The 20,411-nt window shown below is 72.4% G+C and carries 21 protein-coding genes; 12 read left to right on the top strand and 9 right to left on the bottom strand.

Annotated elements, in window-relative coordinates; translation table 11 throughout:
• The first annotated feature begins 3 nt into the window (after positions 1-3).
• Positions 4-534 (top strand): cupin domain-containing protein, encoded by a 531-nt coding sequence (locus ACFV6E_RS00785; protein WP_385159098.1) that lies wholly within the window; start codon positions 4-6, stop codon positions 532-534.
• Between the two features lie 28 nt (positions 535-562).
• On the opposite strand, the gene ACFV6E_RS00780 is transcribed toward ACFV6E_RS00785, so the two are convergent.
• Positions 563-1,789, bottom strand: coding sequence for an acyl-CoA dehydrogenase family protein (locus tag ACFV6E_RS00780; protein WP_385458587.1), 1,227 nt, complete (start codon positions 1,787-1,789; stop codon positions 563-565).
• A gap of 169 nt (positions 1,790-1,958) precedes the next feature.
• On the opposite strand from ACFV6E_RS00780, the gene ACFV6E_RS00775 reads away from it, so the two are divergent.
• On the top strand, positions 1,959-2,603 hold the full coding sequence (locus tag ACFV6E_RS00775) for a TetR family transcriptional regulator (RefSeq protein ID WP_385158730.1): 645 nt from the start codon (positions 1,959-1,961) through the stop codon (positions 2,601-2,603).
• 78 nt (positions 2,604-2,681) lie between these two features.
• Here ACFV6E_RS00775 and def read toward each other — a convergent pair whose 3' ends face one another.
• Positions 2,682-3,251 carry a peptide deformylase gene (def, locus tag ACFV6E_RS00770; protein ID WP_385158727.1) on the bottom strand — a complete coding sequence of 190 codons (570 nt, stop codon included), beginning with the start codon at positions 3,249-3,251 and terminating at the stop codon, positions 2,682-2,684.
• A gap of 153 nt (positions 3,252-3,404) precedes the next feature.
• On the opposite strand from def, the gene ACFV6E_RS00765 reads away from it, so the two are divergent.
• The 5 genes from ACFV6E_RS00765 (at position 3,405) to ACFV6E_RS00745 (ending at position 8,017) form a co-directional block, all read left to right on the top strand.
• The gene (locus ACFV6E_RS00765) at positions 3,405-4,643 is read left to right on the top strand and encodes a MurT ligase domain-containing protein (RefSeq protein ID WP_385158724.1); all 1,239 of its coding nucleotides are present in this window, start codon (positions 3,405-3,407) and stop codon (positions 4,641-4,643) included.
• A 27-nt stretch (positions 4,644-4,670) separates the two neighbouring features.
• Positions 4,671-5,399, top strand: a complete 729-nt coding sequence (locus ACFV6E_RS00760) for a type 1 glutamine amidotransferase (protein WP_385158720.1) — start codon at positions 4,671-4,673, stop codon at positions 5,397-5,399.
• Between the two features lie 257 nt (positions 5,400-5,656).
• Entirely contained in the window at positions 5,657-6,682 is a 1,026-nt protein-coding gene (locus ACFV6E_RS00755) for a 6-phosphofructokinase (RefSeq protein WP_385158717.1), read from the top strand.
• A 154-nt stretch (positions 6,683-6,836) separates the two neighbouring features.
• Entirely contained in the window at positions 6,837-7,790 is a 954-nt protein-coding gene (locus ACFV6E_RS00750) for a cytochrome c oxidase assembly protein (RefSeq protein ID WP_385158714.1), read from the top strand.
• Positions 7,791-7,858: 68 nt separating this feature from the next.
• On the top strand, positions 7,859-8,017 hold the full coding sequence (locus ACFV6E_RS00745) for a hypothetical protein (RefSeq protein WP_037616653.1): 159 nt from the start codon (positions 7,859-7,861) through the stop codon (positions 8,015-8,017).
• 51 nt (positions 8,018-8,068) lie between these two features.
• Here ACFV6E_RS00745 and ACFV6E_RS00740 read toward each other — a convergent pair whose 3' ends face one another.
• Genes ACFV6E_RS00740 through ACFV6E_RS00725 form a run of 4 tightly spaced genes read right to left on the bottom strand, consistent with a single transcriptional unit; the run spans position 8,069 to position 12,250 of the window.
• The gene (locus ACFV6E_RS00740; protein WP_385158711.1) at positions 8,069-9,283 is read right to left on the bottom strand and encodes a sensor histidine kinase; all 1,215 of its coding nucleotides are present in this window, start codon (positions 9,281-9,283) and stop codon (positions 8,069-8,071) included.
• Positions 9,280-11,040 carry a cation acetate symporter gene (locus ACFV6E_RS00735; RefSeq protein WP_385158708.1) on the bottom strand — a complete coding sequence of 587 codons (1,761 nt, stop codon included), beginning with the start codon at positions 11,038-11,040 and terminating at the stop codon, positions 9,280-9,282. The genes ACFV6E_RS00740 and ACFV6E_RS00735 overlap by 4 nt, the downstream gene beginning before the upstream one ends.
• A 49-nt stretch (positions 11,041-11,089) precedes the next feature.
• Complete coding sequence (locus tag ACFV6E_RS00730) at positions 11,090-11,485, bottom strand: hypothetical protein (RefSeq protein ID WP_385158705.1); 396 nt, start codon at positions 11,483-11,485, stop codon at positions 11,090-11,092.
• A gap of 9 nt (positions 11,486-11,494) precedes the next feature.
• Positions 11,495-12,250 (bottom strand): LytR/AlgR family response regulator transcription factor, encoded by a 756-nt coding sequence (locus ACFV6E_RS00725; protein WP_385158702.1) that lies wholly within the window; start codon positions 12,248-12,250, stop codon positions 11,495-11,497.
• 109 nt (positions 12,251-12,359) lie between these two features.
• On the opposite strand from ACFV6E_RS00725, the gene ACFV6E_RS00720 reads away from it, so the two are divergent.
• From ACFV6E_RS00720 to ACFV6E_RS00700, 5 genes are all read left to right on the top strand, one after another.
• Positions 12,360-12,845 carry an Lrp/AsnC family transcriptional regulator gene (locus ACFV6E_RS00720; protein ID WP_385158700.1) on the top strand — a complete coding sequence of 162 codons (486 nt, stop codon included), beginning with the start codon at positions 12,360-12,362 and terminating at the stop codon, positions 12,843-12,845.
• Positions 12,846-13,098: 253 nt separating this feature from the next.
• Positions 13,099-13,941 carry a dimethylargininase gene (gene ddaH / locus ACFV6E_RS00715; RefSeq protein ID WP_385158697.1) on the top strand — a complete coding sequence of 281 codons (843 nt, stop codon included), beginning with the start codon at positions 13,099-13,101 and terminating at the stop codon, positions 13,939-13,941.
• Complete coding sequence (gene rocD / locus ACFV6E_RS00710) at positions 13,938-15,164, top strand: ornithine--oxo-acid transaminase (RefSeq protein ID WP_385158694.1); 1,227 nt, start codon at positions 13,938-13,940, stop codon at positions 15,162-15,164. The genes ddaH and rocD overlap by 4 nt, the downstream gene beginning before the upstream one ends.
• 101 nt (positions 15,165-15,265) lie before the next feature.
• Positions 15,266-15,997, top strand: a complete 732-nt coding sequence (locus ACFV6E_RS00705; RefSeq protein ID WP_385458585.1) for a lysophospholipid acyltransferase family protein — start codon at positions 15,266-15,268, stop codon at positions 15,995-15,997.
• Between the two features lie 102 nt (positions 15,998-16,099).
• Positions 16,100-17,116: an NAD-dependent epimerase/dehydratase family protein gene (locus ACFV6E_RS00700; RefSeq protein ID WP_385159143.1), complete on the top strand. Its 1,017-nt coding sequence runs from the start codon at positions 16,100-16,102 to the stop codon at positions 17,114-17,116.
• 55 nt (positions 17,117-17,171) lie between these two features.
• Here the strand turns inward: ACFV6E_RS00700 and ACFV6E_RS00695 are convergent, their stop codons facing one another.
• The 3 genes from ACFV6E_RS00695 to ureG all read right to left on the bottom strand — a co-directional run bounded on the left by ACFV6E_RS00695 (position 17,172) and on the right by ureG (position 20,334).
• Positions 17,172-18,764: an alpha/beta hydrolase gene (locus ACFV6E_RS00695; RefSeq protein WP_385458583.1), complete on the bottom strand. Its 1,593-nt coding sequence runs from the start codon at positions 18,762-18,764 to the stop codon at positions 17,172-17,174.
• A 134-nt stretch (positions 18,765-18,898) separates the two neighbouring features.
• Positions 18,899-19,663, bottom strand: a complete 765-nt coding sequence (locus tag ACFV6E_RS00690; protein WP_385158686.1) for an urease accessory protein UreD — start codon at positions 19,661-19,663, stop codon at positions 18,899-18,901.
• Positions 19,651-20,334: an urease accessory protein UreG gene (ureG, locus tag ACFV6E_RS00685; protein WP_385158683.1), complete on the bottom strand. Its 684-nt coding sequence runs from the start codon at positions 20,332-20,334 to the stop codon at positions 19,651-19,653. The genes ACFV6E_RS00690 and ureG overlap by 13 nt, the downstream gene beginning before the upstream one ends.
• Positions 20,335-20,411 lie beyond the last annotated feature (77 nt).

Raw genomic sequence — 20,411 nt, 5'->3', positions numbered from 1 at the left:
CAGATGACGGCGCTCACACCGGCCGAGGGGCTGCTCGTGCCGCCGGGGCACGGGCGCACGGTCCGCACCCCGGCCCAGCACGTCACCTTCAAGGTGACGGGCACGCACTCGCGCAGCGCGTCCAGCTTCGAGGTGGTCGTGCCGCCGGGCTTCGACGTGGGCGCCCATGTGCACACCCGCAGCGAGGAGTTGTTCTACGTGCTCGAGGGCGAGCTGGACGTGCTCGCCTTCGAGCCCCGGGTGCGCACCGCGGACAACTGGCAGGGCTGGCGGTCCCCTTCGGGCAACGGCGTCGTGCGGGCCGCCCCGGGTACGGTCATCGTCGTACCGCCGGGGTGCCCGCACGCGTTCGCCAATCCCACGGACACCCCGGCGAAGATGTTCTTCCAGGCGTCGCCGCCGCCGGACCACGAGCGGTACTTCGAGGAACTGCTCGAAATTCTGTCGGCCGGCGGACCCCCCGACCACGCGGCGATCGGGGAACTGCGCGGCCGCTACGACATCGAACAGCTCACCCCGCTGCGGCACCGCTGACCGGGCGCCGCCGCGGGCCCTGCCCGGGCTACCTGATCGGCATCCCGGCGAGCGTACGGGCGATCACCAGACGCTGGATCTCGCTGGTCCCTTCGAAGATGGTGTAGATGGCCGCGTCCCGGTGCATGCGCTCGACCGGGTACTCGCGGGTGTAGCCGTTGCCGCCGAGGATCTGGACCGCCTGGGCGGTGACCTTCTTGGCGGTCTCGCTGGCGAACAGCTTCGACATCGAGCCCTCGGCGGAGGTGAACGGCTTGCCGTTGATCGCCATCCAGGAGGCCCGCCAGACCAGCAGCCGCGCCGCGTCGATCGACGTCTTCATGTCGGCGAGCTGGAAGGCGACGCCCTGGTTGTCGATGATCGGCCGACCGAACTGCTCGCGCGTCTTGGCGTACTCCAGCGCCTCCTCGTACGCGGCGCGGGCGGTGCCGACCGCCATGGCGCCGACGGCCGGGCGGGACGCCTCGAAGGTGGCCATCGCGGCGTTCTTCACCCGCTCGCCGCCCGTCTTCGCGCGCTCACGGGCGCGGGCGAGGCGGTGGTCCAGCTTCTCCTTGCCGCCGAGCAGGCAGGAGCCGGGGACGCGCACGTTGTCGAGGACGACCTCGGCGGTGTGCGAGGCGCGGATGCCGTGCTTCTTGAACTTCTGGCCCTGGGACAGGCCCGGCGTGCCCGGCGGGACGATGAAGGAGGCGTGACCCTTGGAGCCCAGCTCCGCGTCGACGACCGCGACGACGACGTGGACGTTGGCGATGCCGCCGTTGGTCGCCCAGGTCTTGGTGCCGTTGAGCACCCACTCGTCCTTGGCCTCGTCGTACACGGCGCGCGTGCGCATGGAGGCGACGTCGGAGCCGGCGTCGGGCTCGGAGGAGCAGAAAGCGGCCACCTTCACGTCATTGGCGTCGCCGTACATCTGCGGGATCCAGGTGCCGATCTGCTCCTCGGTGCCGTTGGCGAGGACGCCCACGGCGGCGAGCCCGGTGCCGACGATCGACAGGGCGATGCCGGCGTCGCCCCAGAACAGCTCCTCCATCGCCATCGGGATGCCGAGCCCGGTGGAGTCGAAGTACTGCTGCGCGTAGAAGTCCAGGGAGTAGATGCCGACCTTCGCGGCCTCCTGGATGACCGGCCACGGCGTCTCTTCACGCTCGTCCCATTCGGCGGCCGCGGGGCGGATCACATCGGCGGCGAAGCCGTGCAGCCAGTCCCGGACCTCCTTCTGTTCGTCGTTGAGCTCCATGGTGAACTCGGCCATGTCCCCTCCAGCGCTGCATGTACGTGTTACTTAAGGTAACAGGAGTCTGTTACCGGCCGGTAGGAAAAGTCAACTCCCTGGCCAAGGTCGGCAGCCCGTTCGATGCCGGGGGGCCGTTGAGTGTTAGTTTGCGCAGGCGTCACCGAATCAGCACGGGTGGGGAGAGATCATGGACACCACACAGCGGACCGATCAGCAGAGGTCGGCCGACCGCCGCCGGCGCGAGCTGCTGGAGGCCGCGGACCGCGTGGTGCTCCGCGACGGCCCCGGGGCCTCCATGAACGCCATCGCCGCCGAGGCGGGCATCACCAAGCCGATCCTCTACCGCCACTTCGGCGACAAGGGCGGACTGTACGCGGCCCTCGCCAAGCGGCACACCGACGCCCTCCTCGACTCGCTGCGGGCGGCACTGGACGCGCCGGCGGGGCGCCGGGAGCGGGTGGAGTCCACCCTCGACACCTACCTGGCGGCCATCGAGGCCCGTCCGCAGGTCTACCGCTTCCTGATGCACCCGTCGGAGCCGGGCCAGCCCGGCGACCAGGGCTTCGACGTCGGCCTGCACTCCGCTCCCCTGCTGCGCCGCATGGGCGAGGAGCTGGCGGCGGTCATCGAGGAACGCGTCGACCTCGGCCCCGGCAGCCAGCAGCTCGCCCGGGTGTGGGGCCACGGCATCGTCGGCATGATGCACGCGGCGGGCGACTGGTGGCTGGGCGAACGTCCGTGCCCGCGCGCCGAGTTGGTACAGAGCCTGGCGGATCTGCTGTGGGGGCGGCTGGCTGCGGCGGGGGACAGGGTGGGCGGCCCGGGGTTCTGAGCGCCCCGAAGGGGCGCGGGGCTGTGTCCATGTGCGGCTCCGCCGCGCGGGCGCGACCAGCCAGGACGGACCCGCAGACTACGACGGCGCCCCTTCTCCGCTTTCCGTCCGGCCGGACCACGGCGCCCGCGCCGCCTGCCGCAGCACTCGGCGCCGGCGCCACCCCGTGACCCGGTCCACATACACCCCACCGGCAAGGTGATCGCACTCGTGCTGCAGACACCGCGCGAAGAAGCCGGTGCCGTGCACCCGCACCCGGTCGCCGGTGACCGTGAGCCCCTCGACGACCGCGTGGTCGTACCGCTCGGTGCCCGCCTCCAGGCCCGGCAGTGAGAGACAGCCCTCGGGGCCGCGCAGCACCAGCCCGTCCGCCTCGACGAGCCGCGGGTTCACCAGGTGTCCCAGATGCCGGACGTCCTCGTCGTCGGGGCAGTCGTACACGAAGACCCGCAAGGATTCGCCGACCTGGTTCGCGGCGAGGCCGACGCCCCGGGCCGCGTACATCGTGGCGAACATGTCCTCGACCAGTCCGGCCAGTTGGGGGCCGAAGTCGGTGACCTCCGCGCAGGGCGCGTGCAGTACGGGGGCGCCGAGCAGGGTGAGGGGCCGGACCCGCCCTCGGGCGCCCGGGATGGAGCCTTGTCGCATGGCGGCAAGGGTACGGTCCTGGTTGTCGCGCGAATGTCGCGCGGGCACCGTGACGGTGCCGCGATTCGGGCACGTGAGTGGATCTCGATAGGCTGAGGGTCACACGGTGCCGGGGGCAGAGGCGCGGCGCGTACGCAAGGAGGATCGGACACGATGTCAGGCAACTCGGACCCGCTGACGCCGCGGGCCAAGCTCGCCGTGACCGCGGGCAGGGCGGTCGCGGCGGCGTCCCGGGCAGCGGGACGGGGCAGCGGATCGGTGATCGGCGGCAAGGTGGCGCTCCGGCTCGACCCCGACCTGCTGGCGCGGCTGGCCACCCACCTGGACGTGATCCTGGTGTCGGCGACCAACGGCAAGACCACGACCACCCGGCTCATCGCGGAGGCGCTGCGCGCCGCGGGCCCGGTCGTCTCCAACGCGCTCGGCGCGAACATGCCCGCCGGCATCACCTCGGCACTGGCCGGCGGCTCCGACGCCAAGTACGCGGTCATCGAGGTCGACGAGAAGTACCTGGCCGGGGTCGCCCGCGACACCGACCCGAAGGCGATCGCGCTGCTCAACCTCTCCCGCGACCAGCTCGACCGGGCCGCCGAGACCCGGATGCTCGCCGAGCACTGGCGCGAGGGCCTCGCCGGTTCCAAGGCCGTCGTCATCGCCAACGCGGACGACCCGCTGGTGGTCTGGGCCGCCTCCTCCTCGCCGAACGTGGTGTGGGTCGCGGCCGGCCAGATGTGGAAGGACGACGCCTGGTCGTGCCCGTCCTGCGGCGGTGTCATGCAGCGGCCCGGCGACGACTGGTTCTGCGGCGAGTGCGGTTTCCGCCGTCCGACGCCGAGTTGGGCGCTGTCCGGCGACTACGTCCTGGACCCGCACGGCTCCAGCTGGCCGATCCACCTCCAGCTCCCCGGCCGCGCCAACAAGGCGAACGCCGCCTCCTCCGCCGCGGTGGCCGCCGTCTTCGGCGTCCCGCCGCAGGTCGCCCTGGAGCGCATGTACCAGGTGCAGGCGGTGGCCGGACGCTACGACGTGGTCCAGTTCATGCAGCGCGACCTGCGGCTGCTGCTCGCCAAGAACCCGGCGGGCTGGCTGGAGACGTTCTCGCTCATCGACCCGCCGCCGACCCCGGTGATCCTCTCGGTGAACGCGCGCGGCGCCGACGGCACCGACACCTCCTGGCTCTGGGACGTCGACTACACCCGGCTCACCGGCCACCCGATCTTCGTCCTCGGCGACCGCAAGCTGGACCTCGCCGTGCGTCTGGAGGTCGCCAACCAGTCCTTCCAGGTCTGCGACAGCCTCGACCAGGCGGTGCAGCTCGCCCCGCCCGGCCGGATCGAGGTCATCGCGAACTACACCGCCTTCCAGGACCTGCGCCGCCGGGTCGGGAACTGATCGAAAAGATCGACAAGGACGATGAGCATGAGTGACAACCAACTGCGTCTGGTGTGGATCTACCCGGACCTGCTGTCCACCTACGGCGACCAGGGCAACGCCCTCGTCGTCGAGCGCCGGGCCCGCCAGCGCGGCCTGGACGTGGCGCGGCTCGACGTGCGCAGCGACCAGCCGATCCCGACCTCCGGCGACATCTATCTGATCGGCGGCGGCGAGGACCGGCCGCAGCGGCTCGCGGCCGAGCGGCTGCGCCGCGACGGCGGCCTGCACCGGGCGGTCGGCAACGGCGCGATCGTCTTCTCCGTCTGCGCCGGCTACCAGATCCTCGGCCACGAGTTCATCAACGACCTCGGCCAGCGCGAGGCGGGTCTCGGCCTGCTCGACGTGGTCTCCACCCGCGGCGAGGGCGAGCGGTGCGTCGGCGACGTCCTCGCCGACATCGACGGCCGCCTCGGGCTGCCGCCGCTGACCGGCTTCGAGAACCACCAGGGCGTCACCCACCTCGGCCCGACCGCCCGCCCCCTCGCGCACGTCAAGCTCGGCAAGGGCAACGGCACCGGGGACGGCACCGAGGGCGCGTACAACGACACCGTCTTCGGTACGTACATGCACGGACCCGTGCTGGCCCGCAACCCGCAGATCGCGGACCTGCTGCTGAAGCTGGCGCTGGATGTGAACGCGTTGCCGCCTACGGATGACCGCTGGTACGAGGCGCTGCGGAGCGAGCGTATCGCTGCCGCGCAGCAACCGGCGTGAGGGCGCCGCTGGGGGTGCCTGCGTCTGCCGTCGGGCGGCTGCGGCGCCGTCGGGGCCGGTCACGCAGTTCCCCGCGCCCCTAGCCCCCTACGGGGGCTCGGGGCAGCCCTTCTGACCATGGCCGTGCTCACCTGTGCGGGGGCGTCCAGCAGGCGGACGCCCCGTACGGGCGCGGGGGTTCACGCCGGTAGGGTGACGGGGTCCCGCCGGACAGCGTGGTCCGGTTCCCGGCCCACGTGGAGAAGGTATTTCGGGCTATGCGCATTGGTGTCCTGACCTCCGGCGGCGACTGTCCCGGTCTGAACGCCGTCATCCGGTCCGTCGTGCACCGTGCCGTCGTCGACCACGGTGACGAGGTCATCGGCTTCCGGGACGGCTGGAAGGGCCTTCTGGAGTGCGACTACCTCAAGCTCGACCTCGACGCGGTGAGCGGCATCCTGGCCCGCGGCGGCACCATGCTCGGCTCCTCCCGGGTACAGCCGGCGCACCTGCGTGACGGGGTGGAGCGGGCCCGGGGCCATGTCGAGGAGCTCGGCCTGGACGCGATCATCCCGATCGGCGGCGAGGGCACGCTCAAGGCGGCCCGGCTGCTCTCCGACAGCGGCCTGCCGATCGTCGGGGTGCCGAAGACCATCGACAACGACATCGCCGTCACCGACGTCACCTTCGGCTTCGACACGGCCGTCGGGGTCGCCACCGAGGCCCTTGACCGGCTGAAGACCACCGCGGAGTCGCACCAGCGGGTGCTGATCGTGGAGGTCATGGGCCGGCACACCGGCTGGATCGCGCTGCACTCCGGTATGGCGGCCGGCGCCCACGCCATCGTCGTACCCGAGCGCCCCTTCGACATCGAGGAGCTGGCCGCCAAGGTCGGCGAGCGGTTCGCGGCGGGCAAGCGGTTCGCGATCGTCGTGGCGGCCGAGGGCGCCAAGCCCCGGCCGGGCACGATGAGCTTCGACGAGGGCGGCACGGACGTCTACGGCCACGAGCGGTTCGCGGGCATCGCCCGGCAGCTCTCCCTGGAGCTGGAGGAGCGGCTCGGCAAGGAGGCCCGTCCGGTGATCCTCGGGCACGTCCAGCGCGGCGGCACACCGACGGCGTACGACAGGGTGCTCGCCACGCGGTTCGGCTGGCACGCGGTGGAGGCGGTGCACCGCGGTGAGTTCGGCCACATGACGGCGCTGCGCGGCACCGACATCGTGATGGTGCCGCTCGCGGAGGCGGTGGAGACGCTGAAGACCGTCCCGGAGGAGCGCTACACCGAGTCGGAGTGCGTGCTGTAGCCGTCGCCGCGCCCCTCGGTCCACTCGTACGGAGTCCGCCCCCGGTCGCAGTCGCGGCCGGGGGCGGTTCTACTCTGGAGCGGACAGACAGCGCATAACCTCCCCGAGTGCCTCGGTGCCCGGGGCGGCACCCCCACGAATCAGGAGCCGGCGGATGGATCACAGCGGGCACGGCATGACCTCGGATCTGCCGCCGTTCACGCTGGGACGAGGGCTCGAATGGTCCGCGGACCCCTTCTTCCTCGTCGCCTGCCTGATCGGGCTCGGCCTGTACGGGTGGGGTGTGGTGCGTCTGGTGCGCCGCGGTGACACATGGTCGGCCGGCCGCATCGTCTCCTTCGTCATCGGCGTGCTCACCGTGCTGCTCATGATGTGCACCAAGCTGAACGACTACGGCATGGTCATGTTCAGCGTGCACATGGTCCAGCACATGGTGATCAGCATGCTGTCGCCGATCCTGATCCTGCTCGGGGCGCCGATCACGCTGGCGCTGCGGGCGCTGCCGGTGGCCGCGACGCGGGGCAGCAAGGGGCCGCGGGAGCTGCTCCTGATGCTGCTGCACAGCCGCTACATGCGGATCGTCACGCACCCCGCGTTCACGATCCCGCTGTTCATCGCGAGCCTGTACGCCCTCTACTTCTCGCCGCTCTTCGACTTCCTGATGGGGTCCAGGACCGGCCACATCGCGATGATGGTGCACTTCCTCGCCGTCGGCCTCGTCTTCTTCTGGCCGATCATGGGCGTGGACCCGGGGCCGCACCGGCCCGGCTATCTGATGCGGATGCTGGAGCTGTTCGCGGGCATGCCGTTCCACGCGTTCTTCGGCATCGCGTTGATGATGGGGTCCGAGCCGATGGTGGAGACGTACAGGAACCCGCCCGCCTCGCTCGGTATCGACGCGCTCTCCGACCAGAGCGCGGCCGGCGGGATCGCCTGGGCGTTCAGCGAGATCCCCTCCGTGCTCGTGCTCCTCGCGCTGCTCTTCCAGTGGTACAACTCCGAACAGCGCCAGGCCCGGCGCACGGACCGCGCGGCCGACCGCGACGGCGACAAGGAGCTGGAGGCGTACAACGCCTATCTGGCCTCGCTCAACGCGCGCGGCAACTGATTCCGCGCGCCCTTTCCGGCGGAACCGGGGCACCATGGAGTCAGACGGACCATGAGGAGGGTGTTGCGATGCCCGGTTCCACGAAGACCATGGGGGTGCTCACCGTGGGTGGGCTCGTCGTGGTGACCGCCTACACGGTGGCGCTCGGAAGCAACGGCTGGCTGTGGTTCGGCTGGGTCGTGCTCGGTCTGATCACGCTGGGCATGGTGGCTTCGCGCAGCGCCTGATGCCCGCCTTCCGCCCCGGGTCCGGTGTGCTCACGGCAGCGGCCCCGGGGCTCACTCACGGGGCAGCCGGCCCGCCGAGTGGACGCCCGGCTGGTACTTCGGCAGCCGGGCCGTGATCTTCATGCCCGCGCCGACCGCGGTCTCGATGACCAGTCCGTGGTCGTCCCCGTAGACCTGGCGCAGCCGGTCGTCGACGTTCACCAGGCCGATGCCGCCCGACGGGCTGACCTCGCCGGCGAGGATGCGGCGCAGCAGCTCGGGGTCCATGCCCGCGCCGTCGTCCTCGATGACGACCAGCGCCTCGGCCCCGGCGTCCTGCGCGGTGATGCTGATGCGGCTCTTCCCGGCGGACGCCGCCCTGCCCTCCAGGCCGTGTTTCACGGCGTTCTCCACCAGCGGCTGGAGGCACAGGAAGGGCAGGGCGACCGGCAGCACCTCGGGGGCGATCTGGAGGGTGACCGAGAGGCGGTCGCCGAAACGGGCCCGTACCAGCGCCAGGTAGTGGTCGATGGCGTGCAGTTCGTCGGCGAGCGTGGTGAAGTCGCCGTGCCTGCGGAACGAGTAGCGGGTGAAGTCGGCGAATTCCAGGAGCAGTTCACGGGCGCGCTCGGGGTCGGTGCGGACGAACGAGGCGATCACCGCGAGCGAGTTGAAGATGAAGTGCGGGGATATCTGCGCGCGCAGCGCCCTGATCTCGGCCTCGATGAGGCGCGTGCGGGACTGGTCGAGGTCGGCGAGCTCCAGTTGCACCGACACCCAGCGGGCGACCTCGCCGACCGCGCGGACCAGGACGGCGGACTCGCGGGGCGCGCAGGCGACGAGCGCCCCGTGCACCCGGTCGTCCACGGTCAGCGGGGCGACGACGGCCCAGCGCAGCGGGCAGTCGGGGGTCTCGCACGCGAGCCGGAACGCCTCGCCGCGGCCGGTCTCCAGCGGCCCCGCGAGGCGCTCCATGATCTCGGCGCGGTGGTGTTCGCCCGCGCCGTCCCAGGCCAGGAGCGTGTCCCGGTCGGTGAGGCAGAGGGCGTCGGTGCCCAGCAGGGTGCGCAGTCTGCGGGCGGACTTGCGGGCGGTCTCCTCGGTGAGTCCGGCGCGCAGCGGGGGCGCGGCGAGCGAGGCGGTGTGCAGGGTCTGGAAGGTGGCGTGCTCGACGGGCGTGCCGAGGCCGCCGAGGCTCTCGGGCCGTGCGGTGCGCCGGCCCAGCCAGAACCCCGCGGCCAGCAGCGGCAGCACGGCCACGCACAGCCCGGCGAGGAAACCGCTCATGCGCCGGCCTCTTTCGTGGTCGCGGACGGGGCGGGCGCCCGGACCGGTCCGCCGGTCAGTTCCTCCGGCAGGTGGAAGCGGGCCAGGACGGCGGCGGTGCCCGCGGGCACCCGGCCGGGGGTGGCCAGGGACACCAGCGTCATGGTGAGGAAGCCGAGCGGGACGGACCACAGGGCGGGCCAGGCGAGCAGGGCGCGCAGCGTGCCGGTGCCCGGGTAGCCGGCCATGGTCGCGGTGACCGCGGCGAAGGCCGCGCCGCCCCCGACCAGCATCCCGGCCGCCGCGCCGGGCGGGGTCAGCCGCCGCCACCAGATGCCGAGCACGAGCAGCGGGCAGAACGACGACGCGGAGACCGCGAAGGCGAGGCCCACGGCGTCGGCCACGGGCAGGCCGCCCACCAGCACGCTCGCCGCGAGCGGTACGGCCATGGCGAGCACCGTGCCGAGGCGGAAGTGCCGTACGCCGCGCGAGGGCAGTACGTCCTGGGTGAGGACGCCCGCCACCGCCATGGTCAGTCCGGAGGCCGTGGACAGGAACGCGGCGAACGCCCCGCCCGCCACCAGCGCGCCGAGCAGGTCCGCGCCGACCCCGCCGATCATGCGGCCGGGCAGCAGCAGTACGGCGGCGTCCACGTCGCCGGTGAGGACGAGTTCGGGCGCGTAGAGCCGGCCCAGCGCTCCGTAGACCGGGGGCAGCAGGTAGAAGGCGCCGATCAGGGCGAGCACGGTGACGGTGGTGCGCCGGGCGGCGACGCCGTGCGGGCTGGTGTAGAAGCGGACGACCACGTGCGGCAGGCCCATGGTGCCGAGGAAGGTCGCCAGGATCAGTCCGTAGGTGGCGTAGAGGGGGCGGTCCTCGCGTCCGGCGGCCAGTGACGCCGGTGAGCTCGACGTCACGCCGCCGCCGCGGTGTTCGACGACGGGGACCGGGGAGCCCTTGTCGAAGACCAGCCGGGTGCCGCGGCCGATGCGGTGCACGCCGGCCGGCAGGTCCACGCGCTGGTCCGTGTAGCGGCGGCCGTCGACCGTGCCCGTCGCCGTGACCCGCAGCGGTCCGGCGAGCTTCAGGTCGAGGGCGTCGTCGACGCGCACGGCGCGCTGCTGACGGAAGGTGGCCGGTTCGTCGAAGGCGTGCCGCGGCGCGCCGTGGTCCTGCCAGGCCAGGACCAGGAACAGCGCCGGGACGAGCAGCGCGGTGAGTTTCAGCCAGTACTGGAACGCCTGCACGAAGGTGATGCTGCGCATGCCGCCCGCGGCGACCGTCGCGACCACGACGACGGCGACCAGCACGCCGCCGAACCAGTCGGGTGCGTCGGTGAGCACGGCCAGCGTCAGTCCCGCGCCCTGGAGCTGCGGCAGCAGATAGAGCCAGCCGACGCCGACCACCAGGGCCCCGGCCAGCCGCCGTACCGTCTGCGAGGCGAGCCGTGCCTCGGCGAAGTCCGGCAGCGTGTAGGCGCCGGAGCGGCGCAGCGGCGCGGCGACGAAGAGCAGCAGGACGAGATAGCCCGCGGTGTAGCCGACGGGGTACCAGAGCATGTCGGGGCCCTGGACCAGGACGAGGCCCGCGATGCCGAGGAAGGAGGCGGCGGAGAGGTACTCGCCGCTGATCGCGGCCGCGTTGAGCCGGGGTCCGACGGTGCGCGAGGCCACGTAGAAGTCGGAGGTCGTGCGGGAGATCCGCAGGCCGAAGGCGCCGACGAGGACGGTCGCGAGGACGACGAGGGCGACCGCGGTGACGGCGTAGCTCTCGTTCACCCGGCGCCGCCCCGTACGGCTTCGCGTGTGTGTCCCGTCCCGCGCATGGTCAGCGGTCCTCCACCAGGCGCACGAAGTCCTTCTCGTTGCGTTCCGCGCGCCGTACGTACCAGCGGCCCAGCAGCACCAGCGGCGGGTACACGCAGAAGCCGAGGACGCCCCATTCAAGGCCCGCGTCCTCGGGCAGGACGGCGAAGACCAGGGGCAGCGGGCCGACGAGCAGCGCGAGGACGGCCGCCACGGTGAGCGCGGCCCGCAACTGGCTGCGCATCAGGGAGCGGACGTAGGTGTGGCCGAGCGTGGTCTGTTCGTCGATCTCGGTCCGGGGCCGGTAGTAGCCGGACGTGTGGGGGTACCAGCCGCGCGAGCGCAGCCGGGTGTGCGGGGCCGTGCGCCGGGGCACTCCGGTGACGACGACGCGGCGTTCGGCCGGGTCCTGGGGCACGCCGCCTCCTCAGCCCGTGGTCCGGCGCAGCAGCAGGTCGCGCAGCTCACGGGTGTGGCGCCGGCTCACCTGGAGCTCCACCGGGCCGACCAGAACGCTGACGGTGCCTGCGTCCAGGCGGAGTTCGTCGACGTGGCGCAGGGCGACGAGGTGGCGCCGGTGGATGCGGACGAAACCGCGGCCGCGCCAGCGTTCCTCCAGGGTGGACAGCGGGATGCGGACGAGGTGGCTGCCCTGGGCGGTGTGCAGGCGCGCGTAGTCGCCCTGGGCCTCGACGTGGGTGATGTCCTCGACGGCCACGAAGCGGGTGACGCCGCCGAGTTCGACGGATATGTGGTCCGGGTCGGGTTCGTGCACCGGGATCAGCGGGGCGGCGTCCCGCAGTTGGGCGGCCCGCCGGACGGCCTCGGCCAGGCGCTCCCTGCGCACGGGCTTGAGGACGTAGTCGACGGCCTTGAGGTCGAAGGCCTGGACGGCGAAGCCCTCGTGCGCGGTGACGAAGACGACGAGCGGGGGGCTGGCGAACCCGGTGAGCAGCCGGGCCATTTCGAGGCCGTCGAGCCCCGGCATGTGGATGTCGAGGAAGACCACGTCGATGGCCTCGGGGCCGTCGGGGCCCGACTCCAGGGCGCGGTTGATCCGGCGCAGCGCCTCGGTGGCGTCACGGGCGCCCTCGGCGCTGCCGACGCGTGGATCGGCGTTGAGCAGATAGAGCAGCTCCTCGAGGGAGGGTGGTTCGTCGTCGACGGCGAGCGCGCGCAGCATGAAGGTGGAGTGTAAGAGCTTTTCGTACGCCTGGACATCGTCCGGACATGTGCGGGAGGTGACCGTCGCCGCTGGATACGGAGGTGCTCCCGCTGGATACAGTGCCGCCATGAGCAGCAGGCCCGCGATGTTCGACGAGCTCGACCGCAAGATCATCACTGCCCTGGTGGCGAACGCCAGGACCACCTTCGCGGAGATCGGCGCCGCGATCGGCCTGTCGGCGACCGCGGTCAAGCGGCGGGTCGACCGGCTGCGGGAGGCCGGGGTGATCACCGGGTTCACGGCGACGGTGCAGCCCTCGGCGCTCGGCTGGCGCACGGAGGCGTACGTCGAGGTCTACTGCGAGGGCGCGGCGCCGCCCCGCCGGCTCGCCGAGGTGGTGCGCGACTATCCGGAGATCGTCGCGGCGATGACCGTGACCGGCGGCGCCGACGCGCTGCTGCATGTGCGGGCGACGGACGTGGAGCACTTCGAGGAGGTGCTGGAGCGGATCAGGACCGAGCCGTTCATCCGGAAGACCATCAGCTACCTGGTGCTGTCGCACCTGCTGCCGGAGGCCCCGGAGGCGGGGGCGACACAGGCCGCACCCGAGTGACGGGGCCCGCGCCCAGGTGACACGGCGGCTCGCGCCCGTGCGGCACCGCCCGCGCCCGAATGGCGGCGTCCGCGCCCGAGCCGCACGACCCGGGTCCGTCCTGCGCAGCATTCATGCGCGTACGGCCTCGAAGACGCAGCAGTCCTGCGCACACAGGCAGCTTTCGCTGCTTGTCGACCGATACTTGCGCTTTCTACCGTGGAGGCACCCGAGCCGAGACCCGGCCCACCGCAGGAAGCGGAGGTACCCCGCCGTGCCCGGAAGCCGCGTTCCGCGCCCCCGGCGCTTCCTCGTCTGCGAACCGCGGCACTTCGCCGTGCGGTACGCGATCAACCCCTGGATGCGTCCCGGCACACCCGTGGACTTCGGTCTGGCCCTGCGCCAGTGGCAGGCGCTGATCGCCGCCTACCGCGCGCACGGTCACACGGTGGACCGGGTGGAGCCGGTGGTGAACCTGCCCGACATGGTGTTCGCGGCCAACTGCGCGCTGGTCCTGGCGGGCCGGGTCTTCGGCTCCCTCTTCCACGCCCCGCAGCGCCGCCCGGAGTCCACGGCGTACGACACCTGGTTCAAGGCGGCCGGGTTCGACGTGCACCGGCCCGGGGCGGTGTGCGAGGGCGAGGGCGACCTGGTGCCGGCGGGCCGCTGGCTGCTGGCCGGCACCGGCTTCCGTACGACGCGCGAGGCCCATCGCGAGGTGCAGGAGTTCTTCGGCGTACCGGTGATCGGTCTGGAACTGGTGGATCCCCGCTTCTACCACCTGGACACCGCGCTGTTCGTCCTCGACGACGGGCACGCGGACGGCCCCGGCGAGGACACGGCCAACATCGCCTACCACCCGGAGGCGTTCTCGCCCGGCAGCCGCGAGGTGCTGGCGCGGCTCTTCCCGGACGCGGTGCTCGCCACCCGCGAGGACGCGCTGACGTTCGGCCTCAACTCCGTGTCCGACGGCCGTCATGTCTTCATCTCGCCGCGGGCCGAGACGCTCGCCGGCCGGCTCGCCGACCACGGCTACGTCCCCGTCCCCGTCGACCTGTCGGAGTTCCACAAGGCCGGCGGCGGCATCAAGTGCTGCACTCAGGAGATCCGCTCATGACCGCTCCCGCACCCGCCCGCACATCGGCCGACCTCATCCGCGCCGAGGACCCGGTCGTCGCGCACAACTACCATCCGCTGCCCGTCGTCGTCGCCCGCGCCGAGGGCGCCTGGGTCGAGGACGTCGAGGGACGCCGCTACCTCGACCTGCTGGCCGGTTACTCGGCCCTCAACTTCGGCCACCGGCACCCGGCCCTGGTCGAGGCCGCGCACCGCCAGCTCGACCGGCTCACCCTCACCTCGCGCGCCTTCCACAACGACCGGCTCGCCGATTTCGCCACCGCGCTGGCCGAGCTGACCGGGCAGGACATGGTGCTGCCGATGAACACCGGCGCCGAGGCGGTCGAGAGCGCCGTCAAGGTGGCCCGCAAATGGGCGTACGAGGTGAAGGGCGTCCCGGACGGACGGGCGACGATCGTCGTGGCCGACGGGAACTTCCACGGCCGGACCACCACCGTGGTCAGCTTCTCCACGGACGAGAGCGCGCGGGCGGGCTTCGGCCCGTTCACGCCGGGCTTCCGGATCGTGCCGTACAACGATCTCGCGGCCCTGGAGGCCGCCGTGGACGAGACCACGGCCGCCGTACTGCTCGAACCGATCCAGGGCGAGGCGGGCGTCGTCATCCCCGACGACGGCTATCTGACCGGCGTCCGGGAGCTGACCCGGCGGGCCGGGTGCCTGTTCGTCGCGGACGAGATCCAGTCGGGTCTGGGCCGGACGGGCAGCACGCTGGCCGTCGACCACGAGGGCGTCGTCCCGGACCTGGTGCTGCTCGGCAAGGCGCTCGGCGGCGGCATCGTGCCGGTCTCCGCGGTGGTCGGCGGCCGCGAGGTCCTCGGGGTGCTGCGGCCGGGCGAGCACGGGTCCACGTTCGGCGGCAACCCGCTGTCCGCGGCGGTCGGTTCGGCCGTGGTGGAGCTGCTGCGCACCGGCGAGTTCCAGCGCCGGGCCACCGAGCTCGGCGTCGTCCTCAGGGACGGTCTGTCGGCCCTGGTGGGCCGGGGCGTGGCCGGCTTCCGCGCCCGCGGGCTGTGGGCGGGCGTGGACATCGACCCGGCGCTCGGATCGGGCCGCGACATCGGCGAACGCCTGCTGGCCGAGGGCGTCCTGGTCAAGGACACCCATGGCGCCACCATCCGGATCGCACCACCGCTGACGATCACGGCCGGGGAACTGCGGTCCGCTCTCGGGTCGCTGGAGAAGGTACTGACACGAGGGGCCTGATACCGGCCACGAGACAGCGGAGGATCACTCCGGGGCGGTTACGCCCGCCGACGGCCGCGCCTACACTGATCGCTCCCCGGGGGAAGCGAAGGAGCGGCGAAGTGTTCTATTACGTGCTCAAGTACGTGCTTCTGGGGCCGCTGTTGAGGCTGTTGTTCCGGCCTCGGATCGAGGGCCTGGACCACGTGCCGTCGTCGGGCGCCGCCATCATCGCGGGCAACCACCTGTCGTTCTCGGACCACTTCCTGATGCCGGCGATCTTGAAGCGGCGCGTCACCTTCCTCGCGAAGGCCGAGTACTTCACGGGCCCCGGCATCAAGGGCCGGCTCACCGCCGCCTTCTTCCGCAGCATCGGCCAGATCCCGGTGGACCGCTCCGGCAAGGAGGCGGGCCAGGCCGCGATCCGCGAGGGCCTGGGCGTGCTGGGCAAGGACGAACTGCTGGGCATCTACCCGGAGGGCACCCGCTCGCACGACGGCCGCCTCTACAAGGGCAAGGTCGGCGTCGCGGTGATGGCCCTGCGGGCCCAGGCACCGGTCGTGCCGTGCGCCATGATCGGCACCTTCGAGGCCCAGCCGCCCGGCCGCAAGATCCCGCGGATCCACCCCGTCACCATCCGCTTCGGCGCGCCCCTCGACTTCTCCCGCTACGCCGGGATGGAGAACCAGAAGGCGGTGCTGCGCGCCATCACCGACGAGATCATGTACGCCATCCTGACCCTCTCCGAGCAGGAGTACGTCGACCGGTACGCGGCCGTCGTCAAGTCCGAGGAGGAGCAGGCGTCCGGCAGGCCGGAGCGGGCACGGAACTTCCCGCGGATACCGCTGAGCTGACGCCGGGCGCACCCGCCCCGGGACCGGCCGCTCTGCCCGCAGCCAATTCCCTGCGCCGGCGCCCGCCCCCGCCCTTACGGTCGCCGCATGGGACGACATGCTGTGGTGATCGGCGCGACGGGACAGATCGGGCGCGCGACGGTGGACGCGCCGGCCGGGGACGGGTGGGAGGTCTCGGCCGTGTCGCGCGGCGGCGGGCGGGACGCCGGCCGGCCGGAGTCGGTGCGCGCGGTGCGCTGCGACCGCGAGGACGACGGGGCGCCGGCCGCCGTGGTGGGCGACGGCTGCGACGTCCTGGTGGACATGGTGGCCTTCACCCCGGCCCACGCCCGCCGGCTGACCGGCCTGGCGGGCCGGATCGGCTCCGCGGTGGTGATCTCCAGCGTGTCGGTGTACGAGGACGCCGAGGGCCGGTCCTTCGACACCCAGGGCGATCCGGACGGCTTCCCCGCCTACCCGGTGCCGATACCCGAGGGGCAGCGGACGGTGGCGCCGGGTGACGCCTCGTACAGCACGCGGAAGGTGGCCGTCGAGCGCGAACTCCTCGCGGCGGGCGACCGGCTGCCCGCCACACTGCTGCGCGCGGGCGCGGTGCACGGCCCGTACTGCCGGGCGCCGCGCGAGCTGTACTTCGTCAAGCGCAACCTGGACGGACGGCGCAGGCGGGTGCTCGCCTTCGGCGGCGCGCACCCCTTCCACCCGGCGAGCGTCCACACCATCGCGGAGCTGGTCCGGCCGGCGGCCGCCGCGCCCGGCACCCGGGTCCTCGACGCCTGCGACCCGGACGCGCCGTCGCCGGCGGAGATCGGGGAGGCCGTCGACGCCGTGATGGGGGTCGAGACGGAGACCGTGCTCGTCGAAGGCCCGCCGCCCGCCCCGGCCGTGGGCGAATCGCCGTGGTCGGTGCCGCGGCCGGTGGTCTGCGACATGTCGGCGGCCGAGCGGGAGCTGGGCTACCGGCCGGTGACGCGGTACGCCGACCGGCCGGCCGGGACCGTGGAGTGGATCGAGCGCCGCCTCGCCGGACGCGACTGGCGCGAGGCGTACCCCAAGATGCACGCCGCGTACGGCGACCTGTTCGACTACGCGGCGGAGGACGCCTGGCTGGACCGGGCATGACGAGGGGCGGCCGGAATGCTCCGGCCGCCCCCGCCCGTGCTGCTCCGCGTACCGGTTACGGCTTCGGCGTGGCGTGCGGCGCGCACGTCACGTCGGAGCGGTCCGTGCGGCCCGCGAGCAGGTAGGTGTCCACCCGCTCGTTGATGCACGGATTGACCAGACCGGTCACACCGTGCGAGCCCGCGTCCTTCTCGGTGATCAGACGGGAGCCCTTGAACCGCTTGTGCAGCTCGACGGCGCCCGCGTACGGCGTGGCGGCGTCGTTGGTGGACTGCACGATCAGGACGGCGGGCAGACCCTTGCCGGTCTTGACGTTCACCGGGGTCTGCTGCTTGACCGGCCAGGTGGCGCAGGGCAGGTTCATCCACGCGTTGGCCCAGGTCATGAACGGGTAGTCCTTGTGCAGCCGGGTGTTGTCCCGGTCCCACTTCTGCCAGCTGGTGGGCCACTTGGCGTCGGTGCACTCGACGGCCGTGTAGACGGCGTTGCCGTTCTCCGAGGAGGCGTTGCCCGCGGTGTCCGACATGTCGGGGGCGGCGGCGTCGATGAGCGCCTGGGTGTCACCGGCGACGTACTGGCTGAAGACCGTGGCGACCGGCACCCACGAGGAGTCGTAGTACGGGGCGCTCTGGAAGAAGGAGATCAGCTCGGCCGGGCCGACGACGCCGCCGAGGGGGCTCTTCTTCGCGGTGGCGCGCAGCTTCAGCCACTGGTTCTGGACCTTGGCGCGGGTGTCGCCGAGGTGGAAGGTCGCGTCGTTCTTGGCGACCCAGTCCTCCCAGTCCTTCCAGCGGCCCTCGAAGGCGATGTCCTGGTTCAGGTTGGCCTGGTACCAGATGTTGTCGCGGTCGGGGTTGACGACGCTGTCGACGACCATGCGGCGCACGTGGCCCGGGAACAGCGTGCCGTAGACGGCGCCGAGGTAGGTGCCGTAGGAGACGCCCAGGTAGTTGAGCTTCTTCTCGCCGAGGGCGGCACGGATGACGTCGAGGTCGCGCGCGGTGTTCGGCGTGGTCATCTGCGGCAGCATGGCGCCGCTGCGCTCGGCGCAGCCGTCCGCGTACTCGGCGGCGAGCTTGCGCTGGGCGCGCTTGTCGGCCTCGGAGTCGGGGACCGGGTCGGCCTTGGGCGCCTTGACGAACTCCTGCGGGTCGATGCAGGAGATGGGCGCCGAGTGGCCCACGCCGCGCGGGTCGAAGCCGACGAAGTCGTAGGCCTTGGCGGTGTTCGCCCAGACGGCGTTCTTGCCGGTGACCCGGGTCGGGAAGCGCATGCCCGAGCCGCCGGGGCCGCCCGGGTTGTAGACAAGGGCGCCCTGGCGCTCCGCCTTGGTGCCGGTGTTGCCGATGCGGTCGACGGCGAGCTTGATCTGCTTGCCGTTCGGCTTGGCGTAGTCGAGCGGGACGCTGACCCAGCCGCACTGGATCGGCTTCACGAGTCCCCAGTCCTCGGGGCAGTCCTGCCAGTCGATGCCCGCCTTGGCCGCCCGGGCGGCGGCGATCGTGGCGCCCCGTGCCTCGCGGTCCTGGCCGTGCCGCGCGTCCGCCGTCGCGGTGGGCGCCGCGACGGCCCCGGCTATCAGGGTCGCCGTGACGAGCGCTCCGGCCGAGCCGAGTGCGGTCACCCGCCTGGTCGGTCTCCTACTCAAGTGAGACCCCTCCGTACGTCGTTGCGATTGGTAGGGGGATCCTTGCGGCTGTGAGGTCGCTGAGAAAGACACGGCCTGCGTTCTTTACTAATCCGATAACCGGTGCGCGGTGCCCCGTTCACCGGAGCGCTTCCTCAGCCGAGCAGGCCGAGCGCCTCGTCGAGGATGTGCCGCAGCCGCAGCGCGTCGGGCGCGAGAGCGGTCACGAGCACACCGGGACCGGCGAGCGGCGTGAGCGCGGCGGACTCCCCCAGCAGCCGGGCGGCCACCGGCTCGTCCCGGAACTCCGGCCGTACGACTACCAGTTGGCCCAGGGCCCGATGTCCGGCCAGCACGGCCGGGCCGTCCCAGCCGCCGGGCGCCCCGGGCCCGCAGGACAGCTCCTGGTCGAGCAGCGCCGTCCCGTCGAGCCGTACGGTGAGACGGCTGGTCAGCCGCCCCGGCCGCTCCCCGGCCCGCCCGAGCACCTGTTCCTCCCGGAAGACCAGCCGCCCGCCGGAGGCGACGTCGATCCGGCTGGTCAGGCGCAGATCGCTGCCGTCGACGGAGACGAGCTGTTCCGGCAGCCAGCGCAGCTCCCCGCCCGCCCGGACACCGAGCCGTACGTCGTAACGGGCCTCGTCCTTGGTCTGCCCCGGCAGCGCGAGGGTGGCGGCGACCGACCCGACGTGCAGCACGGCCCCCTCGCCGGCCTCCGCCTCGACGGTCAGGTGGTCACCGCCCAGCGGACCGCTCATCGCGCCGACGATCATGACCCGCGCCGTCCGCCCGGCCGCCCGGGTACGGCGCAGCGCCAGCGGCCCCGCGCTCCGCAGCACCGGCAGCGACGTACCGCCCCTGCCGTCGTCCCGTGCCGCGATCCGGGCGGTGGCCCGCACTCCGGTCGTCACGCCGCCCACGCGGCGAGCCGCTCCCGCACCCAGCCGGCCACGGCCGCGACCCCGTCCGGGGACCGCAGCGACTGGAGCACCACGGGGAGTTCGCCCCGCTGCGCCCTGGCGTCGGCGGCCATCCGCGCGAGGTCGGAGCCGACGTACGGGGCGAGGTCGGTCTTGTTGACCACGAGCAGGTCCGCGGTGGTCACCCCGGGCCCGCCTTTGCGCGGGATGTCGTCGCCGCCTGCCACGTCGATGACGAAGACCTGCGCGTCGACCAGCCCCTTGGAGAAGGTCGCCGTCAGGTTGTCGCCGCCGGACTCCACGAGCACGAGATCGAGCGGCCCCACCTCGTCCTCCAGGTCCTCGACCGCTTCGAGGTTGGCGGAGATGTCGTCCCGGATCGCCGTGTGCGGACAGGCCCCCGTCTCCACGGCGCTGATCCGCTCCGGCGGCAGCACGGCCTCCCGCAGCAGGAACTCGGCGTCCTCCCGCGTATAGATGTCATTGGTGACCACGGCGAGCGAGATCTCGTCCCGCAGCACCCGGCAGAGCGCGGCGACGGTCGCGGTCTTGCCGGATCCGACGGGCCCGCCGAGCCCGATGCGCAGCGCGCGGCGCCGGCCGTCGGGCCGCCGGAAGTCCGCGCTGACGGCAGAAGCCCCGTCGTGAGATTGACTGTGCTCAAGATGCATGACAACTCCAACCATCCAGCCCGTCCGGCGCTCGAGGACGAGGCCGTCCAGGCCGAAGCGGGGGTCTGGGAGCGGCA

The sequence above is a fragment of the Streptomyces sp. NPDC059785 genome (assembly GCF_042732375.1).
In the GTDB taxonomy this organism is placed as follows: Bacteria; Actinomycetota; Actinomycetes; order Streptomycetales; family Streptomycetaceae; genus Streptomyces.
Note: the sequence above shows the minus strand (reverse complement) of the source record. Positions and strands in the feature narration are given on the sequence as shown.

What these genes read in the sequence shown, in the direction of transcription:
- ACFV6E_RS00785 (WP_385159098.1), top strand. Translation starts at nt 4, where the DNA reads ATGACGGCGCTCACACCGGCCGAGGGGCTGCTCGTGCCGCCGGGGCAC.
- ACFV6E_RS00780 (WP_385458587.1), bottom strand. Translation starts at nt 1,789, where the DNA reads ATGGCCGAGTTCACCATGGAGCTCAACGACGAACAGAAGGAGGTCCGG.
- ACFV6E_RS00775 (WP_385158730.1), top strand. Translation starts at nt 1,959, where the DNA reads ATGGACACCACACAGCGGACCGATCAGCAGAGGTCGGCCGACCGCCGC.
- def (WP_385158727.1), bottom strand. Translation starts at nt 3,251, where the DNA reads ATGCGACAAGGCTCCATCCCGGGCGCCCGAGGGCGGGTCCGGCCCCTC.
- ACFV6E_RS00765 (WP_385158724.1), top strand. Translation starts at nt 3,405, where the DNA reads ATGTCAGGCAACTCGGACCCGCTGACGCCGCGGGCCAAGCTCGCCGTG.
- ACFV6E_RS00760 (WP_385158720.1), top strand. Translation starts at nt 4,671, where the DNA reads ATGAGTGACAACCAACTGCGTCTGGTGTGGATCTACCCGGACCTGCTG.
- ACFV6E_RS00755 (WP_385158717.1), top strand. Translation starts at nt 5,657, where the DNA reads ATGCGCATTGGTGTCCTGACCTCCGGCGGCGACTGTCCCGGTCTGAAC.
- ACFV6E_RS00750 (WP_385158714.1), top strand. Translation starts at nt 6,837, where the DNA reads ATGGATCACAGCGGGCACGGCATGACCTCGGATCTGCCGCCGTTCACG.
- ACFV6E_RS00745 (WP_037616653.1), top strand. Translation starts at nt 7,859, where the DNA reads ATGCCCGGTTCCACGAAGACCATGGGGGTGCTCACCGTGGGTGGGCTC.
- ACFV6E_RS00740 (WP_385158711.1), bottom strand. Translation starts at nt 9,283, where the DNA reads ATGAGCGGTTTCCTCGCCGGGCTGTGCGTGGCCGTGCTGCCGCTGCTG.
- ACFV6E_RS00725 (WP_385158702.1), bottom strand. Translation starts at nt 12,250, where the DNA reads ATGCTGCGCGCGCTCGCCGTCGACGACGAACCACCCTCCCTCGAGGAG.
- ACFV6E_RS00720 (WP_385158700.1), top strand. Translation starts at nt 12,360, where the DNA reads ATGAGCAGCAGGCCCGCGATGTTCGACGAGCTCGACCGCAAGATCATC.
- rocD (WP_385158694.1), top strand. Translation starts at nt 13,938, where the DNA reads ATGACCGCTCCCGCACCCGCCCGCACATCGGCCGACCTCATCCGCGCC.
- ureG (WP_385158683.1), bottom strand. Translation starts at nt 20,334, where the DNA reads ATGCATCTTGAGCACAGTCAATCTCACGACGGGGCTTCTGCCGTCAGC.